Below are 24,923 nucleotides of genomic sequence, written 5' to 3'. Positions count from 1 at the left end.
GTGTCACCCCTTCAAGGTTCGATGATTTCCGCATGTCAATGTTCTGTCAGAGATGGATTCCAGTGCTGATCGTCGGGCTGCTCGCGACGGCGGTCGGGGCGGCGCTGGGGCCGTTCCATCCGGCGCCACCCCAGCCGGCGTTCGAGAGCTCGCAGACTCCCCGAGCCGCCGAACGTCGCTGTGCAGAGTGCCATGCCGACATCACCGACGCGTATCGATCCGCTCCGCATGCGCGCACGCTCGTCCGGGCCGCCGACAAAGCCGCCGTCAGCCAGTTTGCCGGCCGCTCGTTCCATCGCGACGACAGCGGAGTCGACTTTCACTACAAACTCCGCGACGGCCGCCTCTTCGTCAGCTCCCCCGCTTACGCCCGAGACCTTCCCATCGACTGGATGTTCGGCTCCGGCACGCACGCCCGGACCCCGCTGATCACCTGGACCGACGACACTGGCGGCACCTCGGCCGTCGAACACGGCGTAAGCTGGTATCCCGGCGGAAAGCTCGGTGTCACTCCCGGCATGGAGGAAATCAAAGATTCGGTCGGAATCCAGGCCGTCGGTCACCTCCGGCCCTCTGCGGAAGCGATCAACTGCTTCGGCTGCCATTGCACCTTCGTCCCCACCGACGGCGGGCGGATCTTGTTCGACCAGATCGAACCCGGCGTCGGCTGCGCGCGGTGCCACTGGAACACGCAGCAGCACGTCCGCGAAATGGATCGCGGGCTCCCTTCAACCATCGAGCGATTCTCGCAACTGCCCCCGCAGGAGGCCGTCGACCGCTGCGGCGAGTGTCATCGTCGCGCTGATGAAATGGGCGGGCCGATTGAGCCGGAGGACCAGACCATCGTCCGCTTCGCGTCAGTGGGGCTGGTGCAGAGCGCCTGTTTCCTCCGGCAGAGTGAAGTCACTCGGGATGACGGTCAGCCGGCCCGGTTCGACTGCGCAAGCTGCCACGACCCGCACCGCCCGACCTCCCGCGACTGGCGCACGCATGCCGCCGTCTGCCTGAAGTGCCATGATGCCGCCCACAACCGCGCCGCCGATTGCCCGGCCGCCAGCCGCGCAGACAACTGCCTGAACTGCCACATGCCGAAGATCCCGACGAACGAGCATCTGCACTTTACGGACCACTGGATTCGTGTTCGCAAAGAGCCGTAGGACCTCATGTCCTCGTTCGCCGGCATAATTCACGCCGCAGGCGCCTGCTCCACCTTCAGGCACTTCCCGATCGCCCGCACCGCCTGACGCAGACGCTGGCTGTTCTCGACAATCGCCAGGCGCAGATAGCCCTCTCCCTCTTCGCCGAAACCCCGACCGGGGCTCACCGCCACGCCGGCCTCTTCCATCAGCTTCATCGCGAAATCGATCGAGCCCATCTCGGCCCACGGCTCCGGAATCTTCGCCCAGACGAACATCCCCGCCTGCGGTCGCTCCACGTCCCAGCCCAGCCGGTTGAGTCCTTCCACCAGCACGTCCCGACGTTCCCCGTACTCCTTGGCGATCGCCTGCACCGCCGATTCGCAGTGCCGCATCGCGACAATCGCGGCGATCTGCGTCGCCTGGAAAATTCCGTAATCGTAGTAGCCTTTGATCGTCGCCAGCGCCCGGACCATCTCGCGGTTGCCGGAACAGAATCCGATCCGCCAGCCCGCCATGCTGAAGCCCTTGCTCATGGTCGTCAGCTCGACCCCCACGTCGAGCGACCCGGGCGTCGCCAGGAAGCTCGGCGCCTTGTAGCCGTCAAAGCAGATGTCCGCGTAAGCAAAGTCGCTGATCACCAGGAACTTGTACTTCTTCGCCAGCCGCACCAGCTCGACGTAGAAGTCCTGGTCGATGCAAGTCCCCGACGGATTGTGCGGAAAATTGACCACCACCAGCTTCGGTTTCGGATACAGGTGCTCGCAGGTGTAAACCACGTTTTCCAGGAACTTGTACGGCTCGCGCACGTCGAGCGCGATCACGTTCCCCGACGCCAGCATCACCGAGTACGCGTGAATCGGGAACGTCGGCGCAGGGACGATCGCCGTGTCGCCAGGCCCCATCAGCGCCAGGCACATGTGGCTGAAGCCTTCCTTGGACCCCAGACACGCAATCACTTCGTCGTCCGGATTCAGACGCGCCCCGTACAGCCGGAAGTACCGCCCCGCCACCTCTTTTCTCAAATTGGAAATCCCGTTCGCCACCGAATAGCGGTGGTTCTTGGGATCGAGCAGCGCTTCCTTCATCTTCTCGGTGATCAGCGGATCCGGAGCGTCGGTCGGGTTCCCCATCCCCAGATCGATTACGTCAATCCCGGCCGACCGTTTCTGGTACTTTAATTTGTTGATACGGCCGAACAGGTACGGCGGCAGCCGCTTGAGTCGATCCGCGACCGGAATGTTGAAGGGCGTATCGGTCAGCGGAACTTCGGATTCATTACGCATGGGTCGGGGCTTTCCAGGACCGCAGGGACGCCAGAACGACCACGTCGGCGCACATTTTCCCCGCAATCAGCAATCTGAACTCAGTCTATCAGACCCCGCGCAGAGCGAAAAGTTCGGTTTGGGAGTCGTTGAGGGTTGATCGTCGATCGTCTACAGAAAGACAGGACGGGATTGGTTCACTGGTTCCCAGGCACTGGCTGGGTGCCCCTGTTCGCGAGGGTTTGCCTCGTTCCTGTTTCACTGGCATTTCAAGATGGACGCAGAGCGTCGTGAAAGACCGTTCCCAGGCAGAGTCCGGGAGCGAGAAAATCAAGAATTCGTTCTTAAGTAAAGTCGGGGCGCCAGTTAATTCAACGCAGCCATTTGCGGTAACGTTGTGGAGTGACAAATGACCGTCGCTGGCTTCTGCCGACAGGAGTTGAACCCACTGGGCAGCTTCGATTTGAACGCAGAATGCCTTGCGGACGGCTGAAGAGCCACTGAAGTCGGGTCCGAGTCGTACATAAGTCAAGCCGAATGATTTGCGTGCGAGACAGCTTGGCCGCAGGAAAAGAGCGTCATGGTTCTGATCAAGCGAGGCAATCAGCAACGAACTCCATTGCCATCCACCGCGCCAATGACGACAGTTCGTACTTTCCTGATCGGAATCGCTGTCATCTGCGTCAGCGCCTGCGGCAGGACAAGCAAACCGGATCTCAATGCCGAACGCGTCGTTATCGGTGTGGGGATGCCGGAATCCGAAAGTCATGGTTTGAAATGGACTCGGCTCCGTCGCTCCACGGAAGCTGCCAGCCAGATCGGGCAATGCTCAAATGTCGCTCTACGGTTCCCAGACGGATTTGAAGCAGCCGTCGAATCGAAAATGACCATCGTCGAACAGCACGACGGACGGGTCGACTACGTTTCGCTATTGCCGCTTGACAAGGCCGGAAGCTATCAGCAAGTCGTGCAGCAATGCTTTGAGTGGCTGGAAAAGCACGGAGTTGTCGACTCACGGGAAGCTCTGATCGGGCCGAAGAAACGCCTTGCTGATTATCGGCAACCGTGGTCAGTATTTGCACAATGTGAGGCCAGGCCGCCGATTCAATGTGGAATTGAAATCCGTCCGACTACGATGCAAGACAGATGGTACGCCGTTGTGAAACTCTATCACGAGGATCGATTTCGCAGAGCGAGCCTGCCCACCAATTCGACAGATCGGACTTCGCCAAGTCCCGCGAACTCGCTGCCAACAACAGGCAAGGTAAGCGTACTTCCGGCGCGCTGACACGCTTGATGAATCACCCTCAACGAAAACAGCCCGCCCCAGAATCCCGGAGCAGGCTGCTTTTGAATCTTTTCCGACCATCAACGATCAACCATCAACGATCTCAGCCCCGCAGCGTCCCGCCATACCGAGCGTCGCTGCCGAGCAGCTCCTCGATCCGCAGGAGCTGGTTGTACTTGCAGATCCGGTCCGTCCGGCTCGCCGAACCCGTCTTAATCTGCCCGGTGTTCAGCGCCACCGCCAGATCGGCGATCGTCGTGTCTTCCGTCTCGCCCGATCGGTGACTCATGATCGCGGTGTAGCCGTTCTTGTAGGCCATCTGCACCGCGTCGATCGTTTCGGTCAGCGAACCAATCTGGTTCACTTTCACCAGAATGCTGTTCGCCACACCCTTGTCGATCCCGTCCTTCAGCCGCTTCGTGTTGGTCACGAACAGGTCGTCGCCCACGAGCTGGACCTTGTCGCCGATGGCGTCGGTCAGCTTCTTCCACGTGTCCCAGTCGTCTTCCGAGCAGCCGTCCTCGATCGAGACGATCGGGTACTTCTCGCTCCACGACTTCAGAATCTCGACCACCCCGTCCCCCGGAACCTTCTTGCCGTCGAGGTCGTAGAGCCCCGTCTTGGCGTCGAAGTACTCCGTGGCCGCGCAATCGAGCGCGATCTTGATCTGCTCGCCGGGAACATAGCCGGCCTTCTCGATGGCGGTCATAATGACCGTCAGGGCGGCTTCGTTGGTTTCCAGGTCCGGAGCAAAGCCCCCTTCGTCACCCACCGACGTGCTCAGACCCTTGTCGCTGAGCACTTTCTTCAGGTGATGGAAGGTCTCGACCCCGGCGCGGAGGCCTGCGCTGAAGGAATCGAACCCGACCGGAACGATCATGAATTCCTGCATGTCCAGGCCGTTGCTGGCATGCGCGCCGCCGTTGATGATATTCATCAGCGGCACGGGCAGCGTGTTCGCTCCGACGCCCCCCAGGTAGCGGAACAGCGGCAGGAAGCTGATTCGCGACGCCGCATGAGCGCACGCCAGCGAGCAGGCCAGAATCGCATTGGCCCCCAGCCGCGACTTGTTCGGCGTCCCGTCGAGGTCGATCATCGTCTTGTCGATGAGCGCCTGGTTCGTCACGTCGAGGTCGATGATCGCGTCGGCGATATGCTCGTTGACGTTCTCGACCGCCTTCAACACGCCCTTGCCCAGGAACCGCTTCTTGTCCCCGACGTCGCGCAGCTCGCAGGCTTCGTGAGCCCCCGTGCTGGCGCCGCTCGGAACCGCGGCCCGGCCGATCGTGCCGTCTTCCAGCTCGACGTCCACTTCCACCGTCGGGTTCCCCCGACTGTCCAGAATCTCGCGGGCGTGCACCGCGGCGATCGCCACACTCATGATCTTCCTTCCTCAGACAACTGTCTCTGGCAACCGCCCCACGGGGTTACGTCCAGGCGCGAGTTGTACCACATCCGCCCCCGACCATCCATCGGCCAAAGTGAATATTGAGCAAGCGCCGACTGCGCCCGCAACCAGCCGTGAAAAGCCGCTCCCAGGCCGCCTGCGAGCGACTTCTTTGAGAGGGCTCCGACTCAACCGTACGACGGACGTCCTCGTCCGTCGATCCGTCTGGAGTACAGAGAGTCGACGGACGTGGACATCGTCGTACTGTCACCGAGCCCCGGAACAACGCCGACAGATGATTTACGCCCCCGGCTCACTCGCCGCCTGACCGGCGTGATAGGTCGTATACACGTACACCGGAATTCCCAGGTCCCCGAGAGTCTTCTCGATCAGCGGCTTGACCTCGCTCCACTCCAGCTTGCCGACCCCCGTCGCCAGTCTCGGCAGCGCCAGGCTCGCGATTTTCTCCTGCTCCACGAAGTGCCGCAGCCGACGGAGCGCGTGATTCACGTTGTGCAGAGTCGCCACACCAGGCTTGCCGTGGCTGTCGAAATCCCCCTCCTGCGTCAGCAGATTGATGATCCGCACTCCGCCGGCCCCCGACCAGACCCACATTTCACCCGACTTCGGATGCGTCTGATGCGCGTAATGCCGGTAGTCCTTGGCCATCGACGGATGCTGCTCGCGCAACGCCAGCGCCAACCCGGAGTCGAACGCCTCGTTCGGTGCAATCCCGTGGGCGATCGCCTGAGCCTTCGTCAGCAGAATGTCGCCGGAGACCTCGTGAAGCATGATTGGACTTTCTTGACGTGCAGTTTCACTCTTTGAATCGGACTTCCAAGTCCATTTTCCGGCCGAACCATCAGACCCGCAAGTCTGTCGCCATAGAATGTCCCGACGACCCGCGCCCGGCCGGACCCGGGACCGGAATCGGCAGGGCGAACGCCCGGACGACCCGATTCCTCGAATATCAGGGATCGGTCATCTCGACGACGTCCGGCAAGTCGGCCGCAACCGCAGCCCGATACTCGGCCTGAGCCGTGAAATATCGCTGCACCGCTTCGACTTCCGCCACCCGAGCGTCGAAAGTAGCCTGCTCGCGCAGGTTAATCCGCAGCAGATCGCTGGCCCCTTCTTCGAAACGAATCGCCTCGAAGTCCTGCATCTGCTGGTTCAGCCGGACGGCCTCGCGGGCCTGCCCGATCGCCCGATACGCCGTATCGATCGCCACAATCGCCGAGCGGACCTCCACTCCGATCTTATCCTGCGTGAACTGACGTTTGGCCGTGTTCTGCGCCAGCTTCCCTTCGAGAGACTGCAGTTTTCCCCGCGCCTTGCGGAACTGCACCGGCATCGTGAACGTGACCCCTCCGTCCAGTTGGAAGGGCGTTTTGTTTCCGCTGGGAGACGACCAGGCGCCGACATCTTTTCCCGTCATCAGTTGCGCGTCGAGCTGAGGCAGCATCAGATTCTGTGCCTGACTCAGTTCGAACTCCAGTTGCTGCCGCTGCAGATCGAGATCGCCGAACTCCGGCCGACGCGTCACGGCATATGCAATATCCTGCTCGATCAGCCCCGCCTCAATCGGCAGCGGAAGCGGAAAATCGGGCGGCAGCAGATCGTCGGGCGGCACGAGCGGAGTGCCGTCCGGACCGCGAAAAAAGAGCGAAAGCTTGGCCGCCGAAACGTGCAGCTTTCGCTCCGCATCCAGCAGCTTGACCTGGCGTGCGACAATCAGACGCCCGTTGTCCGTCAAATCCGACTCGGGCTCCTTGCCCGATTGGACTTGTGCTTCGATCTTCTGCTGTCGATCGTTCGCCAGCTCGAACAACTGCGTGGCGATGCGATACTGCAAGCCGGCGGCCACCCAGTCCCAATAGGCGACCGATCCGTCGCGGACAAAATTCAGCAACTGAATCTTGATCTGCGGCTCCACGACATTCTGGCCCACCGCAGTGACCCAGAGCTGCATCCGACGATCGTCAATCGTACGATTCTGCCAGAGGGGGACCGCCAGCCCCGCCTTGAACTCGCCGCCATCGTTCGTCTGGTATCCCCCGTCCCAGGTTGAGTAATAGCCCCGCCCGATCCGGTATCCTCCGAAAACGCTGCCGCCGCCGAACAGGGGCTGCTCCACGCCAAGACTCTGCCGGTACGTCTGGTAGAAGCCCATCGGTGTGTTGGCCGAGTCGGCTTTTAACTTGGTGTCGAATTCACCCTGGGCCGTGACGTATTGTCCCTGGGCGATGTTCCGTTCGTAAAGCGCCACGCGGAGCAGAGGAAACGAGCTGTAAATCGCGTCGATCACGTGGTCCAGCGCCAGCGCCGGTTGATCGTCTTCGAGAGTCTCCGCAGGACCTCCATCCGGAGCAGGGGGCAGATCCGCCGGCGCCGGCTCGTCGGCCGAGGCCAGATCGATCCCGTCGGCGGACTCCTCGGCAGGAATCTCGATCGACGTCTCGCGAGTCTTGTTCGCCGGTCGACGGACCTCGGCAGGTTTGCGGATGACCGAAGACGCGATTTCAGGGGACGATCGCGACGCCGCCGGGCTTCGCCGCTCGGTCAGCGGCTCGTCGACGTCAGCCGCCGGCTTGTGGGCGGCATGCGAAGTCGCGTCCCGGAGCGGTACGCGTGAAACGGCGCAGCCGCAACTCAACAGCGCCAGCACCAGGATCCATCCCGCGTGATGGCTCATTTCTTGCCCCGCAGTAACTTGTCTTCTTTGAATTTCGCCTGTTCGGTCGACGACACAACCGGCGGAAAACCGTTGAGCTGCCGCCACAGCTCCTGCCCAAGCAGCACCTTGTCGAGCAGCACCCAGCCGTTCACCCGCACTCCCTGCCGCAGCACTTCCGAAGTCGGCCATTCATGCGGATCATCCGGGTCCGGTAGCACCAGCACGCGGAATTTCCCCATCCCGTCGTCGGTGGAATCGACCACCGCAATCCGTCCGCCGAATGTTCCGACGGCCACAGAGGGCCAACCCGAAAACTGGACGGCAGGCCACCCTTCGAACTGCAGCCGCACCTTCCTGGCGGTGCCGTCCGCGTTCCGGCTGGCTGCCAGCGGAACGTCGTTTCCGTGAATCTTGATCTCGACGGCCCGATCAATGGTCGCCGGCACAAGTTCCAGCAGCGGTCGCCCCGCCGAGACGATCGTTCCCCCCTGAAATCCCATCAAACGCAAGACAAAGCCATCGATCGGCGCCGTGACAGCTTGAACCTGCAGCGTCTGCTTTCCCTTGATATCGGCGATCTCCTTTTCGCTACTGGCGACATCTCCCTTGGATTTCTCATAAATGGCCCGAACGGAGTCGATTTTCGCGTCGGCCTCGCGAATTTTGTAATCCCGCTCGGCCATCTTGGCCGACAGCTCGGTCCGGGCCGATTCCAGCAGAAACCGCGACTGCTTCAGTTTCGCCTGCTCCTCCGCCGCCTTCCTCTCCGAAAGTTCCCATTCGTACCGCGATTCGACCTTCTTCTCGAACAGCTCCTTGCGCCTCAGGCGGTCCTTCTCCGCCTGGTCGTACGCCGCCTCGGCCTGAATCACTTTCTGCTCTTCGGCCTGCAATTTCTCGCGCGTACTCTTCACATATCCGTCCTGAGACGCGATCGTCAGGTCGCGAATGGTCATCGCCGCCTCGACCTGCTGAGCGTAGGCCTCCACGATCGTTTTCTCGGTCTCAAGTTTCCGCCGAGTCGCCGCCATCTGCTCGTCGAGCTGAAACCTCAACATGGGATCGATCACTTCGATCTCCATGAGCAGGTCTCCTTTGTGGACTCGCGTCCCTTCGACCAGACCTTCGCGAATATTGACGATCCGTCCGCTGATCGGGGCGTCGACCTCCTGCGTCCGATGGATCGGGTCGTACGTGATCACTCGACCGGTTCCCAGCACCGACTGCTGCCAGGGAACCAGAACGAGCGAAGCCAGCGACACCGGCAACAGCAGGCACAAAATCTTTGCCAGCCGGTGCAGCCAGCGCGATGTGCGGGCAAGCTGCAGCGACGCCAGCTCGGGCGACTGAATCGCCCGCGTCGACAAAGGAGGGATGGTCGTCATGAAAACATTCCTGCAAACAAGCAGCGGAGCGGCGCCCTCAACCTGCTCAGTCCTTTCTCGACGACGCGACGGCCGACGACTGCAGCACCCCTCCGGACAGACGATGCGTGCATTGATCGGCGACGTCGCCGACCGTCAACACCACCGACGTCCAGGTCCGGGACGGCGCTTGCAAGGCGGCCAGGATCTCTTTCTGCTCGGCAGGCGGCAACAAGTCGATCCAGGAATCAATGACAATCAGTCTGGGCCGCCCCGCCAGGGCTCGCGCCAGCATCAGCTTGCGAATTTCGAGAGGTCTCAATGGCCACCCTTCCGGTACCACGACCGTTTCCAGCCGATCCTCGAGCGAATCGATGCGGTCCCGCAATCCCACGCGGATCAGCGATTCGACAACGTCCTGGTCGGAAACGCCGGCCCGGTGCAGGTGGACGTTGATCGCGATCGTGTCGGCGACCAGCGAGGAATCTCCGACAATCGCAATGCGCGATCGCAATGTCTCGCGTCGCAGGTCGCCGATCGGAATGCCATCCAGTTCGATGTCGTCGCCATGCGATTCGATGTTCCCCTCAAACCGCTGTCGCCAGCGCAACCGAACCGCTTCGTTCGGCTCGACAATCGCAATGCAGGCTCCCGCCGGCAGGCTGACGGCGGCGGTCCCGGGCGGATTGCGAATCCGCAGAGAGAGCGGACCACCCTCGGCAGGGACCGCCAGGCCCATCGAAGGCTCCATGGGCAGGTCGAACAGGTGCCCCAGCTTGTCGAGCGCCGCCATCAGGTCGTACCAGCCCTCCAGGTGTTTTCCCAGTTTTGCAAACGAACCGATAATCGCCGCGACAATCAGCTCGGCGGCGACCAGTTGACCGAGCGTCAATTGCTCGTTGAGGACGAGATAGCCCCCCAGCGAGAGAAGTCCCGTCGCCGCCAGCGCCTGCAGCACCAGAATGGAAACGATCTGCCGGAGCAGAATTCGGAAGTGCTGAGCCCGCGCCGCCAGATACTCCCCGCACAGCGCGTCGGCCCGTTGCCACGCCCAGTCCCGACCTTCGATGGACTGAAAGACCGGCCGACTTCGCAGCAGTTGTTCGAGCCATCCGAGGACCTTGTACTTGCCGAGCGACTCGGCAATCGACGTTCGGATGGCCCCGCGGCCCATCAGAAACAGCACCACGACCAGCAGCACGATCAACAGAATGTCATAGCCGAGCAGATACGGATGGTAGAACGCCATCAACGCCATGCCGACGAACGTCGTCAAGACGACCATCAGCCCGTCCACCGCCAGGTTGGAGATGACTTTCTGGATCGTCGCGATCTCCAGAAAACGGTTGACCAGCTCCGGGCCGTCGTGGTGATGCCACACGTCCGCCCGGACTCTCGGCAATCGCCAGGCCAGATCGGCGACCGTGCGGGCGAACAGTCGCCGCTGCAGCAGCTCCGCCACGTAAAAGTGCAGGGCCTGCAGGCATCCCAGCAGCCCCAGCAGAGCCAGCATCATCAGGCTGAGCACGATGACCGGCTGATACAGCGAACCGAACGTCACCGCCCGCACCAGTTGCTGCGCCGCAATCGGCACGGATAAGGACAGGATGCCGGCGCACGCCGCAATCGCCAGCGCCACCCCCAGATCCCGGCGCTCCGGCTTGAGCAGCACCAGCAGTCGCTGGAACGGACGAAGGTGGTGGTGGCTTTCGCCGACGGTCAACGCCGGCTCGTAAATCACGCAGCGCACAAACGCGTCCGCGTCGCGCGCGACGTCCCGTGACCGGGCTCGGCGTTTCTGATGCACCCCCTTCTGCAATCGACTGATCCGGAGCCGACCTCGCTCGCTGTGCAGGACCAGGATCGTCGGCGTCCCCGGGGCCGACTCTTCCCGGCTGGTGACGATCGTCGCTCCGTACCGCGCCAGCGAAATGACCTCGTGCCACCGCAGGTCGGCAATTCGAAGCCGCAGATCCAGCTCCCGACCGGCTTCCAGCAGCCAGTACGACCAATGGGCGCGCATGGAAGCCCCGACCGCGATGACCGCTTCGGCAACCACTCGACCAGCAGCCAGCGGCTCGCAGGGCCGCCCGGCCGCCCAGCTCAGCGAAACCAGCGCCGTCCGCAAGTCTTCCAGCACTTCCGCCGATTGCGGCGCGGGTGATTGGGAAACAGTCTCTGTCAGCATGGCCCTGATTCGCGAGCTGGAGGCAATCCCGGATGATCTAGCGGAAGAATCGACGCGATCCTTACGTTTTCTTCAGGAGTCGCGACGGGGGAATTCTTGCAGGAACGCAAATTTCCACCACCCCAGTTCCGGTGCTTGTTTGTAAAGGTTTTTCTCGTAAATGGTTGCGGCCATTTCGGCCGTCGATCGCGTCGATCCGGTTGTCCCGCAATTTGCGCCCCGCTTTCGGGGGCACCAGCATCGTCGGCACAAAATTCACTCCTCCTCCGCTCAATCCTTTGCCTGTTGTCCCTTTCCCGACACCCCGACCCGATTCGCAAATGCGAAGGATCTGGACGACGGCCCGTTCGCGAACGGGAGGGGCCATGCTCTGCGACGGGCCTCCGGGCATATCACTCCGTGGTCAGTCAGCGGCAGTCTCGCGGCGCAGCAGTTCCGCCTTCCGTTCCAGTCCCCAGAAATATCCGGCCAGACTCCCATCGGCCCGGATCACTCGGTGGCAGGGGATGGCGACGGCGACCGGGTTGGCGGCGCAGGCCGTGGCGACTGCGCGGACTGCGGACGGAACGCCGATGCGGCGCGCCAGTTCGGCGTAGGTGACGGTTTCCCCCGGCGGGATCTCCGTCAGAGCCTGCCAGACCCGCTGCTGAAAAGCCGTTCCCCGGACTGCGAGCGGCAGGGAGAGACCCTGTTGCGGCGTTTCGATCAATTGGACGACTTCGGCGACCGTGGCGGCAAATTCGGAACTCGCCGCCAGCAGAGTGGCGTGAGGGAAACGCCGCTGAAGGTCGGCCAGGAGCGGGGCAGGCATGTCGCCCAGCAGCACTGCGCACAGGCCGGAGGCGGTGGCGGCGACGAGAACTTCACCGAGCGAGCATGGGCTGAGAGCGTAGTGGATGGTCAGGCCGCGACCGCCATCGCGATAGCAGGTAGCCGGCATGCCCAGCGTCCGGGGAGCAGTTTCATAAAACCGCGAGGGGGCTTGAAAGCCCGCCTCGTAGACCGCTGCGGTCACCGTCGGGGATTGTGGCAGCGCGGCTCGAACGCGTTCGGCCCGGCGGGCGGAGGCGTAGACTTTGGGCGTGAGGCCGGTGATGCATTTGAACGTGCGATGCAGGTGGTGAGGGCTGACGCCGAGGGATCGGGCGAGCGCGATCAGCGTCGGAGGAGAGGACGCAGTCTCGATCAGGCGGCAGGCGGCGGCAATCAGGGTGGCGCGACGGTCGCTGAGGGCCGGCTCGTCGGGCCGGCAGCGTTTGCAGGGGCGGAAACCGGCTCGCTGCGCGTCCAGGATCGAATCATGGAAATGGACATTCTCCCGTCGGGCCGTTCGCGATGCGCAGGAGGGACGGCAGAAGACCCCTGTCGAGCGGACTGAGTACCAGAAGCGACCGTCGGCGCGCGGATCGCGGGCGACGACAGCCTCCCAGCGATCTTCGATGGTGGAGTAGGGGAGGTTGATCGCTGGCATGACATCGTTCCGGGGATGCGGGTTCAGCCTTCATTGAACCCAGTTTGCGGGCCGGCCGCCTGCGGAGCGCCCCGAATCTTGCTTTTGAATCGGATGTCTTCGGCAGAATTGCCATCAGATCGAGACAGGTAGGGCTTCCGGGGCGACGCCGTCCTTGCATCGGTGAGCGTTGCGGGTGACACTTGACGGGCCTTCTCGCAGCCGGAAGGGACTGTCCGAAAAATTCCCGTCGAAAGTGATTGTACATGTCTGCCGAGCTGGAACATCGACTCCTGGCCGAACTCGACAAGATCGTCCTGATCGATCCCCATTCGCACATCAATCCCTGCTCGGCGGCATCTGAAACGCTCGCCGACCTGCTGGGCTATCACTACTACACCGAGCTGGCGCATTCGGCAGGGCTGGCGAAGGGGCAGATTGAAGAGCCCGGGCTGGATCCGAAAACGAAAGTCGGCCGGCTGGTGGAGTGCCTCGATCGGCTGGATAACACCGTGCAAGTGAGCTGGCTGGTCGCGCTGTGCCAGCGATTCTTCGGGTTGACCGACGACCGGATCACGCCCGCCAACTGGGAGTCCCTGTACGACCGGGCGCAGGCGAAGATGGCCGAGCCGGACTGGGAGACACAATGTCTGCGGCAGAGCGGTCTGGAGCGGGTGTTTCTCACGAACGATTTTGACGACTCGCTCCAGGGGTTCGATACCCATCGATACATTCCCTGCCTGCGTACCGACGATCTGGTGTTTCATCTGGCAAAGACCGAGACACGACAGCGGCTGACGAAAGCGACCGGAATCGAGATCAGCGGGGTGGCATCGTTGCGGCAAGCAATCGATGGGCTGTTCCGCCATTTTACGAGCCGCCAGGCGCGGGCCTGTGCGATTTCGCTCCCGCCGTGGTTTGCGCCGGCTGCGGTAAGCACCGCCGACGCGGACGCGGTGCTGTCGAAGCTGTTGACTGGCAAGGACTTATCGGCGGACGAATCGGTCCAGCTGAGTCAGTTCGTGTTCTGGACGTTGACGGAGTCATGTGCGGAATATCGCTTGCCGTTCGACCTGATGATCGGCGTCAACCGGCGGGTCTATCCGACAGGCGTCTTCCAGGGGCAGGATCTGTTCGATCAAAGGGTTTCGCTGATCCAGTATCAGGCGCTGTTCAACGCCTTTCCGACCGTGACATTTCCAATCTCCGTTCTGGCTCAGATCAGCAACCACGAACTGGTCAGCTATAGCTGGATTTTCCCCAATGTCGTCACCAACGGACACTGGTGGTACTCCAACATTCCCGCCTATATCGAGCCGGATTGCCGCGCCCGACTGCAGGCGGTGCCGCGGACGAAGCAGATCGGCTACTACAGCGACATGTACAAACTGGAGTTCGGCTGGCCGAAGTTCCAGATGTACCGGCAGATTCTGGCCCGGATCCTGACGCAGGACTTCGTCATTGACCGTCGGTGGTCGGAATCCGAGGCGCTGGCTCTGGGGCGGCAGGTCCTGCGGGGAAACGTCGAGTCGATTTTCGGAGTGTAGATCGTCCCGAATGTGACGTAGAATCGAGACGCAGCGCTGCCGTCGAATCTGGGGATGTTTGCGGGGATCAACTTTCATGGCCAGGCTGGTATTGCTGCAGGAGGGGCAGGCGTTGCCCTATGAAATTTCGGGAGAAGAGGCGGTGCTCGGCCGTCATCCCGAGTGCACCGTCCAGCTCAACTCCAATATGGTCTCGCGAAAGCACGCGCGTGTGTTCCGCCGGGGCGACGGCTTTTCCATCGAAGATCTCGGCAGCGGCAACGGAACCTTCGTCAACGGCAAGAAGATCGAAGGATCGACGGTTCTCAAGCATCAGGACCGGATCAAGCTGGGGCCGCTGCTGCTGAGGTATGAAACCGAGGCTGTCAGCGCAGCTCCGGTCCCTCAGAGCGAATCGTTCACAAGCGGCGGCGGGACGATCGAAGTCGACCCCTACAGTCTGGCGGATGACGACGTCTCCTCGATCATGGGGCAGACCGGTTCGGTGGGGGGGTTTGGCAACCTCGATGTGCAGCCGGAAGCCAAGCTCAAAGCCGTCCTGGAAATCAGTCGCAGCCTCGCCGGCACGGTCGATCTGGAAGCCCTGCTGCCGCGCATCCTGGAAACGCTGTTCAAGATCTTCCCGCACGCGGACCGCGGCAGCATCCTGTTCAAGCATCCGGAAACCGGCAAGCTGATTCCCAAGGCCTATCGACACCGACGGGCCGGTGACGACGAGTCGGTCAAGCTGAGCCGGACGATCTTGAAAACTGTGCTCGAAAAGAAGACCGGCGTCCTGTCGGCCGACGCGACCAACGATTCCCGGTTCGAGGCCAGCGAGTCGATTTCCAACCTGACGATCCGGTCGATGATGTGCGTCCCGATGCTGGGGCTCGACGCGGAAGTGATGGGCGTCATCCACATCGACACGCAGAATGCATTCAATCAATTCAAGGAAGACGATCTGGATCTGCTCGTCGCCGTCGCCGGACAGGCGGCGCTCTCCTACGAGTCGGCCCGGCTGCTGACCACCGCTCTGGAAAAGGAAAAGCAGGATCGCGAGATGGATATCGCGATGAACGTGCAGCGGGCGCTGCTGCCGGAATCGCTCCCCACCGTCGACGGCTGGGACTTCTTTGCGTCCTACGATTCGGCCCAGGCGGTCGGCGGCGACTATTACGACTGCCTGCGCCTCGGTGAGGATCGAATCTGCATCGCCTTCGGCGACGTTGCCGGAAAGGGCGTGCCCGCGTCGCTGGTCATGTCCCGGCTGTCGAGCGTGGTTGCCAATACCGTGCAGTTCGTGGCCGATATGGGCGAAGCCGCGTATCGGATCAACAACCAGATGTGCGCGAAGGCGGTCGAGGGGCGATTTGTCACGTTTGTGCTGGGACTGATCCATCTGCAGACCGGAGAACTGTCGCTCGTGAACGCCGGACACATGCCGATCATGGTGCGACGTGCCGACGGGACGATTGAAGAGTTTGGCGACAATCTGATCGGAATCCCGCTCGGCGTCATGGAGGATTTTCCCTACGACGTCGCGACGCGAATCGTTCAGCCTGGGGAAACCGTCGTGATCTACACCGACGGCGTCAGCGAAGCCATGAATCCGGCTTCCGACTTGTACGGTGTGCCGCGCATCATGGAAGTCATCACCGAGCAGGGGCCATGCACCGCCGCGAAACTGGGGGTCGCCCTGCGCGAGGACGTCCGCCGGCACGCAAACGGCCGGCCGCAGAATGACGACATTACTTTGATGGTCTTCGGACGACGGGGCTGACGCGCGCAAACCGTCTCCACGCGACCGGCCATTCGACGCATAACCCGTTTGACTGACGTCAGTTGCGGGTGATTTGAATCGCAGTGACCGACGCTTGCCGACGACTGCTGGCTTGCGACCGGGCGTGCGCAAGTCTATGCTGGGAGAGAAGTTCTGTACGGAGATCTCCAGTCGGACTCCGTAGTTTCCCCCGATTGCCGGTGGCGAATTTGTCTCACGCCGACTCCCCCGCCCGGAGACGGTCTGTCGTCAGCCTCAATTCGCCTGGAAGCGTGCCAGACCGTGAAGCCTCCGATTCTTGAGTTCCGTAAGTCGGATGATCCGCGGGATGTCATGCACCAGGCATGCGAACATCTGGCCGACGGACGGCTCGTCGCGTTTCCGACCGAAGCCCTCTATGTTGTCGCCGGCGCCCCGCTTGTCGATGGTGTCGCCGCAAACTTTGCTGCCGCCGGCCTCTCCCCAGGAGCCATCCTGGGACTGCGAGTCCCGGAAGAACTGCCCGACTATGTCGATCCGACACCGTCTCTGGCCGGAAAATTGGCCCGGCGGTGCTGGCCCGGCCCGGTGACTATGCAATTTCCCGGCGAATCCGCCCACGGGTTGTTTGAAGCACTTCCGCGAGAAACTCAAGCGTTGTTGCTGGCGGCGGACAACCGGCTGTCGCTGCGCGTTCCCGCTCATGAAGTTCTGCAAGGCGTTTTGCGACTGTCCCCCGGCCCGCTGCTGCTGTCGCGAGAGACGGTGCTGCCGGGCGATCCGGGACTCACATCAGCGGCGGAAGTCGTGCGGCGGCATGGTCATGCGATTGATCTAGTGATCGACGACGGGCCGTGTCGCTACGGGGAAGCGACGACCTCGATTCTGTTTCGGGACGCCGGCTGGGAAGTCACGCAGCAGGGGGTTGTGACGGCCCGGACGCTGGGACGGCTGGCGAGCGAGGTCTATCTTTTCGTCTGTACGGGAAACACCTGTCGGAGCCCGATGGCGGAGGCGATTTTTCGCCGGATGCTGGCGGAACGGCTGAACTGTTCGGACGACGATCTGGTTGACCACGGATACATCGTGGCATCGGCCGGAATCGCCGCTCCAGTGGGGGCTCCTGCGGCCCGCGAGGCGGTCGACCTCCTGGCGGAAATGAGAGTCGAACTGAGAAATCATGAAAGTCAGCCACTGACCGAACGGTTGCTGAATCAGGCCGACCGCGTGTTTACGATGACACGCGGGCACCGCCAGGCGATTCTGGCGGAACGACCCGATCTGGCCGGGAGGATCGAGCTGCTGGCGGGAGCGGAAGGGGACATTTCGGATCCGATCGGTGCGGGTCGCGAAGTCTATGAGGCTTGCAAGGACGAAATACAGCGGCATTTACGGCGAGTTGTCGACGAAGTCGCGCCGCCGCGATCCGGAAATGCTTGAGGAATTGACAGCCTTCAGACGCGGGATTGTTTCCCGCGGGACGATGGGTCAGACTGCAGGCCTTCCGGGCAATGCGGGAGGCCGCCGGGGCAGGGGATGGGAAGGGCAGATCGGGACTATGAAGATTGCAGTTGCCAGTGATCACCGCGGCTATGGCGTAAAGGAGAAAATCCTTTCGCAGGTGACCGAACTGGGGCATGAGGCGCTGGATTACGGTCCGCAGACGCCCGAAACCGTGGACTACCCGGACCTGGCGGCGGAGACCGCGCGCGCCGTCTCGAATGGAGTCGTCGATCGCGCCATTCTGATCTGCGGAACCGGCATTGGAATGTGCATTGTCGCGAACAAATTTCGGGGAGTCCGTGCTGCACCCTGTCACGACGACCTGACGGCCGAGATGAGCCGGCGGCACAATGATGCCAACATCCTGTGTCTGTCCGCGGACCTGATCGGCGATCGCCTCGCGACGCGGATGGTCGAGATCTGGCTGACGACTGAGTTCGAAGGAGGTCGGCACGCCCGGCGCCTTGAGAAAATCAATCAGTTGGAGCGCTCGAACTGCTGTCCCCCCGTCCCCGCGCCGGGCGGCTGATTCCCGCGCAGCTCGATTTCCTTTAATTTGTCAGCATCGTCCAGTATCTTGGACGCGGCCGGCGCCTGATACCGTGGGAGCAGCGGTGCTTCGCGGGGCGGCCCTTTCCCGGTAGGAGTCTTGAGCCGTGGATCAGTCTCAGTTGAAGTACGCCCGGACGCACGAGTGGGTGGCTCTGGAAGGCGATGTGGCGACGATCGGCATCACCGATTTTGCCGTGCATCTGCTGAGCGATCTCGTCTATGTCGACCTGCCGAAGGCCGGGCGGGTCATTCAGGTCGGACAGACGTTCGGCGAAGTCGAAAGCGTCAAGGCGGTCAGCGACCTGTACGCCCCCGTCAGTGGCGAAGTGATCGAAGTCAACGCGGGCCTCCCCGACAAGCTGGAAGCCCTCACGGCCGACCCGTTCGGGGCGGGCTGGATGGTGAAGGTCCGGCTGTCGAATTCGGCCGAGCTTGGTCAATTGATGGACCACGCCACCTACCAGGCCCATTGCGAAGCCGAAGGGCATTAGAGTCGGGTATCGGGTATCGCAGAGCGCGTCGGCTCGTGAGATGCTCGGCACTCGGCACTTGGCGCTTGGCACACTGAGCCCCTGGCTCGAAGGACGTAGCGGTGTCTTATCTGTTTAATACGCCGGATCAGCAGGCGGAGATGCTGGCGCGGATCGGCGTCGGCTCGATGGCGGAGCTGCTCGCTCAAGTTCCGGAGCAGCTCCAGCTCGGGCGGTTGCTGAATCTGCCACCGGCTCTCACCGAGATCGAACTTCAGCAGCATCTGCAGCGGCAGGCGGCGAAGACCGTCGGCGCCTCGTCCCGCGCCTGTTTCCTCGGCGGCGGCGCCTATGAGCATTTCATTCCCTCTGTCGTCGATGAAATCACTTCGCGTGGAGAATTCTACACGGCCTACACTCCGTACCAGGCGGAAGCGAGCCAGGGGACGCTGCAGGCGTTCTTCGAATATCAGTCGCTGATCTGCGACCTGACCGGAATGCCGGTTTCGAATGCGAGCCTCTACGAAGGCGGCACGTCGGTCAGCGAAGCGGTCTTCATGGCGCAGCGCGTGACCGGCCGCCATGACCGTGTCGTCGTCCTGGGAAGCGTCCATCCCGAATTTCGACAGGTCGTGGAAACGTATCTGGCGCCGCTGAAATGCGAAGTCGTCACCATCCCGCTGGCCGATGGCTGTTGCGACCTGGCAGCCGTGGCCGACGCAATCGACGACCGGACGGCCTGCGTCGTCATTCAGCAGCCCAATTTCCTCGGCGCCCTCGAACAGGTGACGGAGATCTGCGCCGCCGCCCGAGCGAAGGGCGCCCTCTCGGTGGTGTCGTTCGACCCGCTGAGCCTCGGCGTACTGAAGTCTCCCGGCGCGTGCGGGGCCGATATTGCGGTCGCGGAGGGGCAGTCGCTGGGGATTCCGCTGCAGTTCGGCGGGCCGTATCTGGGCGTCATGACCTGCCGCGAAGATTATGTCCGCAAAATGCCCGGCCGTCTGATCGGCGTCACATCCGACCGACGAGGCAACACCTGCTACGTTCTCAATCTGCAGGCCCGTGAACAGCACATCCGCCGGGAAAAGGCGACAAGCAATATCTGCACAAATCAGGGGCTGATGGCCCTGCGCGCGACCGTCTATCTCTCACTCCTCGGTCCGCACGGACTCCGCGAAGTCTCGGAACTCTGCTGCCGGAAGGCGCACTATGCCGCCGAGCGACTGGCCGCCCTCCCCGGAATTCGCCTGGCGTTCAATTCACCGTTCTTCAAAGAGTTCGTGCTGGCCTGCGACGCCGGAGCCGAATCGATCGCGGCCAAGGCGCGGGCCGCCGGATTCGACGTCGGCCCGGTTCTATCGCACGTGGGAACGGTCCCCGGCCTGCCGCCAGAACTGACAGAGCAGGGCCTCCTGGTCGCAGTCACCGAGCTCCGCACTCGCGACGAGATCGACCGGCTGGCCGAGGCTCTGACTTCCTGAGGGAACGATTTCACACGGTAACGCTGGGGAAAACAGGTCGAATGTCGAAGGCGAGATGTCGAAAGAGACGGTGAAATTCTGCTGGGCAGCACGCGTCACTCGACTGACCAGGCCGGAGCGAGGCAGAGCCTCGGAAGAGAGTGTTACCAGGCAGAGCCTGGGAACAAGGCAAGAGCCCATTCGCAACTGACAACTGACAAATAACCAAGTACCAATAACAAACCATAATGCGAAACCAGGCGGCAACCCGGCTGTTGTGCGAGCTGACTCATGCGGGACGGCGCGGAACGGAGTTTCCGGTCTGCGACGTCCCCGACCGACCGCTCTCGGAGCTGATCCCCGCCAGCCAGCAAGCTGTCGCCGTGCCGGCCCTGCCGGAAGTCAGCGAACCCGACGTCGTCCGGCACTTCGTGAATCTGTCGACGCTCAACATGTCGGTCGATACGCACTTCTATCCGCTCGGCAGTTGTACGATGAAGTACAACCCCAAGCGGCACGAACGCCTCTGCAAGCTGCCGGGAATCATCGACGTCCACCCCTGCCAGCACGAGTCCGGCCTGCAGGGGATGCTGGAAACTCTGTACGAACTGCAGGAAATGCTCGGCGAAATCGCCGGCCTGCCAGGCGTTTCGCTCCAGCCAGCCGCAGGCGCTCAGGGCGAGTATACGGCCCTGCTGGTCGCAGCGGCCTACTTCCGCGACCGCGGAGAATCGCGGACAAAAGTCCTGTTCCCCGCCAGCGCCCACGGCACAAATCCCGCCAGCGCCGCTCTGGCAGGCTTCGAGTGCGTGCAGCTCAACCGCTCCGTCAACGGCCTGGTCGACCTGGAGGAACTCAAGGAAAAAGTCGACGGACAGACCGCCGTCTTCATGATCACCAACCCCAACACCCTGGGGCTCTTCGAACCTCAGATTGCCGAAATCGCCCGCATTCTCCACGACGCCGGCGGCTTGGTCTACATCGACGGCGCCAACATGAACGCCATCATGGGCATCACTCGCCCGGGCGACTTCGGCGGCGACATGATGCACTACAACGTCCACAAGACCTTCACCGGCCCGCACGGCGCCGGCGGCCCCGGCGCCGGCCCCATCGCCGTCCGCGACTTCCTCGCGGACTACCTCCCCGGCCCCGTCATCGAACGCGACCCTTCACCGGACGGCGGTTTCACCTACCGCCTGACGACTCCAGCCCGGTCGATCGGCCGCGTCCGGTCGTTCTTCGGCAACGTAGGTATCCTGCTGCGGGGCTATTGCTACCTGCGGACGCTCGGCGCCGAGGGCGTCCGTGCCGCCGCCGAAAACGCCATCCTCAACGCCAACTACCTCAAGGCTCTGCTCGCCGATGTCTTGCCGGCGGCCAGCGGCACGTACTGTCTCCATGAGTTTGTAGCGACAGCTCAGTCATTGCAAAAGGGGCGCGGAATCTCCGCGATGGACATCGCCAAGCGGCTGCTCGACTACGGGTTCCATGCTCCGACAGTCTATTTTCCGCTCGTCGTCCCGGAAGCCCTGATGATGGAGCCGACCGAGACCGAGTCCAAAGAAACCCTGGAGCAATTCGCCGACACGATCCACAAGATTGTGGCGGAAGAACCCGAACTGCTGCACGGTGCTCCGCATTCCACTCTGATCAGCCGGCCGAATGACGTGCAGGCCGCCCGGAACCCGATTCTGCGGTGGCAGGCCTGAAACTCGCAGGAGGCGTTCTCAATGCCCGAACTGCTGCCGGAGTGCCGACTGATCATCGAAGATCAGCCTCGCTCCGGCGCCTGGAACATGGCGCTCGACGAGACGCTGCTGGAATCGGCGATCGAACGCGACTGCTGCACGCTCCGGTGGTACCGCTGGGACCGCGCAACCGCGTCCCTCGGCTATTTTCAGGGACATGCCGAACTGGCCCGTGATCCCCAGGTCGCCGGCCTGCCGGTCGTGCGCCGGCTCTCGGGGGGCGGGACGATTGTTCATGATCACGAATGGACCTACTGCCTGACGCTCCCCGCCGGACAACGGGTGGTCCATCAGCCGCACGAGCTTTACGACATCGTCCATGGTGAGATCGTCGCTGGGTTGCGCGAAGCAGGCTTTGAGGTCAGGTTGCGTGGACAGACGGTGAAGGCCGCTCCGGAACCGGTCCTCTGTTTCTCTCGTCAGGATTCCCATGACGTCGTCAGCGGTGTTCACAAAGTCCTGGGAAGCGCGCAGCGCCGCCGGAAGGGGGCGCTGCTCCAGCACGGCAGTCTGATTTTGCGCGCTTCATCTGCTGCGGCGCAGCATCCAGGAATTCAGGATCTCAACCCTCAGGCCAGCGAAGTCTCGCTGTCCCTGATTGAACGTCTCGGAACATCCATTGCCAGAGGCGTGGCGGACCGTACGGTCCGGAGCTCCTGGACTTCGGAGGAACTCAGCCTCGCAGGAAAACTGGAGCTCGACCAGCCCCGGCGCGTCTCCGAACGCTAAGGACTGTTCGAGTGCGGATGTTACAAAATCAGAAACTTCGATGGGTTTTCGAGCTGATTCCATTCGTGTGTTGACACCTTGGCGAAGCAGTGGTAGCGTCAGTATTCCCACTTATGACTCATTTTCGTGGGTTGTCAATTTTCGGGGTTTTCACAGCGCTCCCCACGCTGAACGTGTATTGCGCCTCGGTTGATGTCTGCTGGTCGTCTTCATCCCAGTTCCTCGTCCCCACTTACAACCTACTCGACTCGATCCGGCGAATCGGAATTCGCTGCGGGATGTCTCACGTTCGGGGAGTTCGCATTCCATGCTGCAGGCTGAGCTGAAGATCCTGGGGGGCAAGCACCAGGGAAAGACCATACCGCTGACAACGAAGAAGTTTCTGGTCGGACGCGAGGCAGACTGCCAGCTCCGCCCCAACAGCGATCTGGTCAGCCGACACCACTGTGTTTTTCTGCAGGATGACTACTCGGTCCGGCTGCGCGATCTGGGAAGCACCAACGGCACCCAGGTCAATGGCGAGCCGGTCCGCGGCGAAATCATGCTCAAGACCGGCGACCAGATTACGATCGGCAAGCTCGAGCTGGAAATGGTCATCCGGCAGGTCGCCGCGGTCGCGGCCCCGCCGATGCCTGCCGCCATTGCCGCTGGCGATTCTACGCTCCTGCCAACCTCCGATGTGCCCGGCGTGCCGGTCGCGGACGACACCGGCGCCGAATCCCAGAGCGCCCTCGATACCAGCTACGAAATGCAGGCTTACGTTCCGCAGCAGGACCCCGGGCAGACCGTCAATATGGGGGGGGGCGATACGACAATCCATCCGGGCATGGTCCCGGGGGGAGTCCCGGTCCAGATGGGGGGCTACCCGGGTTATCCCAATTACCCGATGATGCCGGGCTATCCCCCCGGCTACGGGATGCCGCCTGGCTACCCCATGCCGGGTTATCCGCCCGGCTACGGAATGCCGATGGGGTATCCGCCGGGGATGCCGTATCCTCAGCAGCAATATCCTCAGCCAATGTATCCCGGTGCGGCTCCTCAGCAGCCCGCCGCCCCAGCACAGACTTCTGGCGAGATGGAAATCAAACTTCCCCCTCCGGAAGAGACGGGAATCAAGGCGCCCCCGCCAGCCGCTCCCGTCGCTCCTCCCGTCGAAGGGCAGGCCGCCCCTCCCGAGAAGCCTTCGACTGCGGCCGCCGATATCATCCGGCAGCACCTGCAGCGACGGGGACGCTGAGAAGTTCGCCGGAAAGCGACCGAAATAGAACTCCTGGAGGACGCACCGCTGATCGCAGCCGTGCGTCCTCTCGCTGTTTTTGCCGCGAGCTCGACCGCGGCAAATCGTCCTGGACTGGCAACCGGGATTTGCAGATTGCAGGGGAGACACCCGGACCGAATGACGGCATGATACAGGGCATGCCTGGCATGCGTGTCTGCCGGAGTGGCGCAGTCCGTCTGCCGGCGGATTCCTCTGACGAAGGATATTTCCGTGAGCACACCGGAATCGAATCAGGCCGATATTCAGCGCCGCTATCGCGAGTTCCTGGACCTGCTCCCCCTGACGCTGTCGCTCGCCGGCCTGCCGCCCAGCGATGTCGGGAAGTACTTCTCCGAAGAGCAGATCGAAGGCCGGTCGTTTACGATCAAGCACGCCTACAAGCTGGCCCGGGTTCTCGCGCGGGAACTGGTCAGCCGTTAGAGCAGCGCTCCGGCGTTTTCACTGTGCGCGAACGGGGGTGACACTGGTGGCCTGCAGCCGCCAGTGTGCTCTCCGGTTTCTATTTCAGGCAATCGCGTCCCGTCCCCTTTCACGCCGGCTGGAATGGCGATCGGAGACTGTATGGGCTTCGAGCTGCTGACCGAACGGCTGCGGCTGCGGGAGATGACGGCGGGTGACCTGGATTTCGTCGCCAGCATGCTCGCAGATCCTCAGGTCATGAAGTTTTACCCGCAGGTCTATTCACGGGACGAAGCGCGCGCCTGGCTTGAGCGGCAGCTTGTCCGGTACGCGGAGCATGGACATGGCCTGTGGCTGGTCGAAGACCGACAAACGTTCCAGCCTGTGGGCCAGGTCGGGCTTGTCCTCCAGGAACTCCCCTGGGGATGTGAGCCGGAGATCGGGTATCTGATTCATAGTCCGTTCTGGAGAAGAGGTTGCGCGACCGAGGCTGCCCGGGCTGTCCGTGATCACGCATTCAGATCTTGCGATATGAATCGGGTGATTTCGCTGATCCGCCCGATCAATGAGCCCTCCCAGGGGGTGGCTCGAAAGCTGGGAATGCAGGTGGAACGGGAGACCGAGTTCAAGAACCTGCAGCACCTGGTTTTCACGGTTGGACGGCCATCCGAACTCGAATTCACGTCGTCGGAATGATCTCCTGGTTCTCTAAAGTCTTTCTAAAGAACGTGTTGTAG

Annotated in this window: 20 protein-coding genes; 13 read left to right on the top strand and 7 right to left on the bottom strand. The window is 62.4% G+C overall.

The features are described from left to right. Nucleotides 1–32: 32 nt before the first annotated feature. Nucleotides 33–1,157, top strand: a complete 1,125-nt coding sequence (locus SH412_RS17610) for a multiheme c-type cytochrome (RefSeq protein ID WP_336519322.1) — start codon at nt 33–35, stop codon at nt 1,155–1,157. Nucleotides 1,158–1,186: 29 nt separating this feature from the next. Here the strand turns inward: SH412_RS17610 and SH412_RS17605 are convergent, their stop codons facing one another. After that, nucleotides 1,187–2,422: an aminotransferase class I/II-fold pyridoxal phosphate-dependent enzyme gene (locus tag SH412_RS17605; protein WP_336519321.1), complete on the bottom strand. Its 1,236-nt coding sequence runs from the start codon at nt 2,420–2,422 to the stop codon at nt 1,187–1,189. A gap of 559 nt (nt 2,423–2,981) precedes the next feature. Between SH412_RS17605 and SH412_RS17600 the strand changes: the two genes are divergently transcribed. Continuing rightward, complete coding sequence (locus tag SH412_RS17600; RefSeq protein WP_336519320.1) at nt 2,982–3,689, top strand: hypothetical protein; 708 nt, start codon at nt 2,982–2,984, stop codon at nt 3,687–3,689. Nucleotides 3,690–3,792: 103 nt separating this feature from the next. Here the strand turns inward: SH412_RS17600 and eno are convergent, their stop codons facing one another. From eno to ada, 6 genes are all read right to left on the bottom strand, one after another. Further along, nucleotides 3,793–5,070: a phosphopyruvate hydratase gene (eno, locus tag SH412_RS17595; RefSeq protein WP_336519319.1), complete on the bottom strand. Its 1,278-nt coding sequence runs from the start codon at nt 5,068–5,070 to the stop codon at nt 3,793–3,795. A 306-nt stretch (nt 5,071–5,376) separates the two neighbouring features. After that, nucleotides 5,377–5,868 carry a macro domain-containing protein gene (locus SH412_RS17590; RefSeq protein WP_336519318.1) on the bottom strand — a complete coding sequence of 164 codons (492 nt, stop codon included), beginning with the start codon at nt 5,866–5,868 and terminating at the stop codon, nt 5,377–5,379. A gap of 178 nt (nt 5,869–6,046) precedes the next feature. Beyond that, the gene (locus SH412_RS17585; RefSeq protein WP_336519317.1) at nt 6,047–7,771 is read right to left on the bottom strand and encodes a TolC family protein; all 1,725 of its coding nucleotides are present in this window, start codon (nt 7,769–7,771) and stop codon (nt 6,047–6,049) included. Then, entirely contained in the window at nt 7,768–9,138 is a 1,371-nt protein-coding gene (locus SH412_RS17580) for an HlyD family secretion protein (protein WP_336519316.1), read from the bottom strand. The genes SH412_RS17585 and SH412_RS17580 overlap by 4 nt, the downstream gene beginning before the upstream one ends. A 46-nt stretch (nt 9,139–9,184) precedes the next feature. Continuing rightward, complete coding sequence (locus SH412_RS17575) at nt 9,185–11,305, bottom strand: ATP-binding cassette domain-containing protein (RefSeq protein WP_336519315.1); 2,121 nt, start codon at nt 11,303–11,305, stop codon at nt 9,185–9,187. 403 nt (nt 11,306–11,708) lie between these two features. Next, nucleotides 11,709–12,776: a bifunctional DNA-binding transcriptional regulator/O6-methylguanine-DNA methyltransferase Ada gene (gene ada / locus SH412_RS17570; protein WP_336519314.1), complete on the bottom strand. Its 1,068-nt coding sequence runs from the start codon at nt 12,774–12,776 to the stop codon at nt 11,709–11,711. A 245-nt stretch (nt 12,777–13,021) separates the two neighbouring features. Here ada and SH412_RS17565 point away from each other — a divergent pair, with 245 nt between their 5' ends. The 11 genes from SH412_RS17565 (at nt 13,022) to SH412_RS17515 (ending at nt 24,882) form a co-directional block, all read left to right on the top strand. Next, a complete protein-coding gene (locus SH412_RS17565) occupies nt 13,022–14,302 on the top strand; it encodes a glucuronate isomerase (RefSeq protein WP_336519313.1) in 1,281 nt (426 codons plus the stop codon). A 76-nt stretch (nt 14,303–14,378) separates the two neighbouring features. Beyond that, on the top strand, nt 14,379–16,064 hold the full coding sequence (locus SH412_RS17560) for a SpoIIE family protein phosphatase (protein ID WP_336519312.1): 1,686 nt from the start codon (nt 14,379–14,381) through the stop codon (nt 16,062–16,064). A gap of 282 nt (nt 16,065–16,346) precedes the next feature. Next, the gene (locus SH412_RS17555; protein WP_336519311.1) at nt 16,347–17,483 is read left to right on the top strand and encodes an arsenate reductase/protein-tyrosine-phosphatase family protein; all 1,137 of its coding nucleotides are present in this window, start codon (nt 16,347–16,349) and stop codon (nt 17,481–17,483) included. A gap of 118 nt (nt 17,484–17,601) precedes the next feature. After that, entirely contained in the window at nt 17,602–18,075 is a 474-nt protein-coding gene (rpiB, locus tag SH412_RS17550; protein ID WP_336519310.1) for a ribose 5-phosphate isomerase B, read from the top strand. A 127-nt stretch (nt 18,076–18,202) separates the two neighbouring features. Continuing rightward, on the top strand, nt 18,203–18,589 hold the full coding sequence (gcvH, locus tag SH412_RS17545) for a glycine cleavage system protein GcvH (protein WP_336519309.1): 387 nt from the start codon (nt 18,203–18,205) through the stop codon (nt 18,587–18,589). Nucleotides 18,590–18,690: 101 nt separating this feature from the next. Beyond that, nucleotides 18,691–20,049 (top strand): aminomethyl-transferring glycine dehydrogenase subunit GcvPA, encoded by a 1,359-nt coding sequence (gcvPA, locus tag SH412_RS17540; protein ID WP_336519308.1) that lies wholly within the window; start codon nt 18,691–18,693, stop codon nt 20,047–20,049. Between the two features lie 227 nt (nt 20,050–20,276). Beyond that, nucleotides 20,277–21,740: an aminomethyl-transferring glycine dehydrogenase subunit GcvPB gene (gcvPB, locus tag SH412_RS17535; RefSeq protein ID WP_336519307.1), complete on the top strand. Its 1,464-nt coding sequence runs from the start codon at nt 20,277–20,279 to the stop codon at nt 21,738–21,740. 21 nt (nt 21,741–21,761) lie between these two features. Next, a complete protein-coding gene (locus SH412_RS17530; RefSeq protein ID WP_336519306.1) occupies nt 21,762–22,508 on the top strand; it encodes a lipoate--protein ligase family protein in 747 nt (248 codons plus the stop codon). A 307-nt stretch (nt 22,509–22,815) separates the two neighbouring features. Continuing rightward, nucleotides 22,816–23,745, top strand: a complete 930-nt coding sequence (locus tag SH412_RS17525; protein WP_336519305.1) for an FHA domain-containing protein — start codon at nt 22,816–22,818, stop codon at nt 23,743–23,745. 252 nt (nt 23,746–23,997) lie between these two features. Then, nucleotides 23,998–24,207 carry a hypothetical protein gene (locus SH412_RS17520; protein WP_336519304.1) on the top strand — a complete coding sequence of 70 codons (210 nt, stop codon included), beginning with the start codon at nt 23,998–24,000 and terminating at the stop codon, nt 24,205–24,207. Nucleotides 24,208–24,348: 141 nt separating this feature from the next. Beyond that, a complete protein-coding gene (locus SH412_RS17515; protein ID WP_336519303.1) occupies nt 24,349–24,882 on the top strand; it encodes a GNAT family N-acetyltransferase in 534 nt (177 codons plus the stop codon). Nucleotides 24,883–24,923 lie beyond the last annotated feature (41 nt).

Origin of the sequence: Planctellipticum variicoloris (genome assembly GCF_030622045.1) — a bacterium.
Classification (GTDB): Bacteria; Planctomycetota; Planctomycetia; order Planctomycetales; family Planctomycetaceae; genus Planctellipticum; species Planctellipticum variicoloris.
Note: the sequence above shows the minus strand (reverse complement) of the source record. Positions and strands in the feature narration are given on the sequence as shown.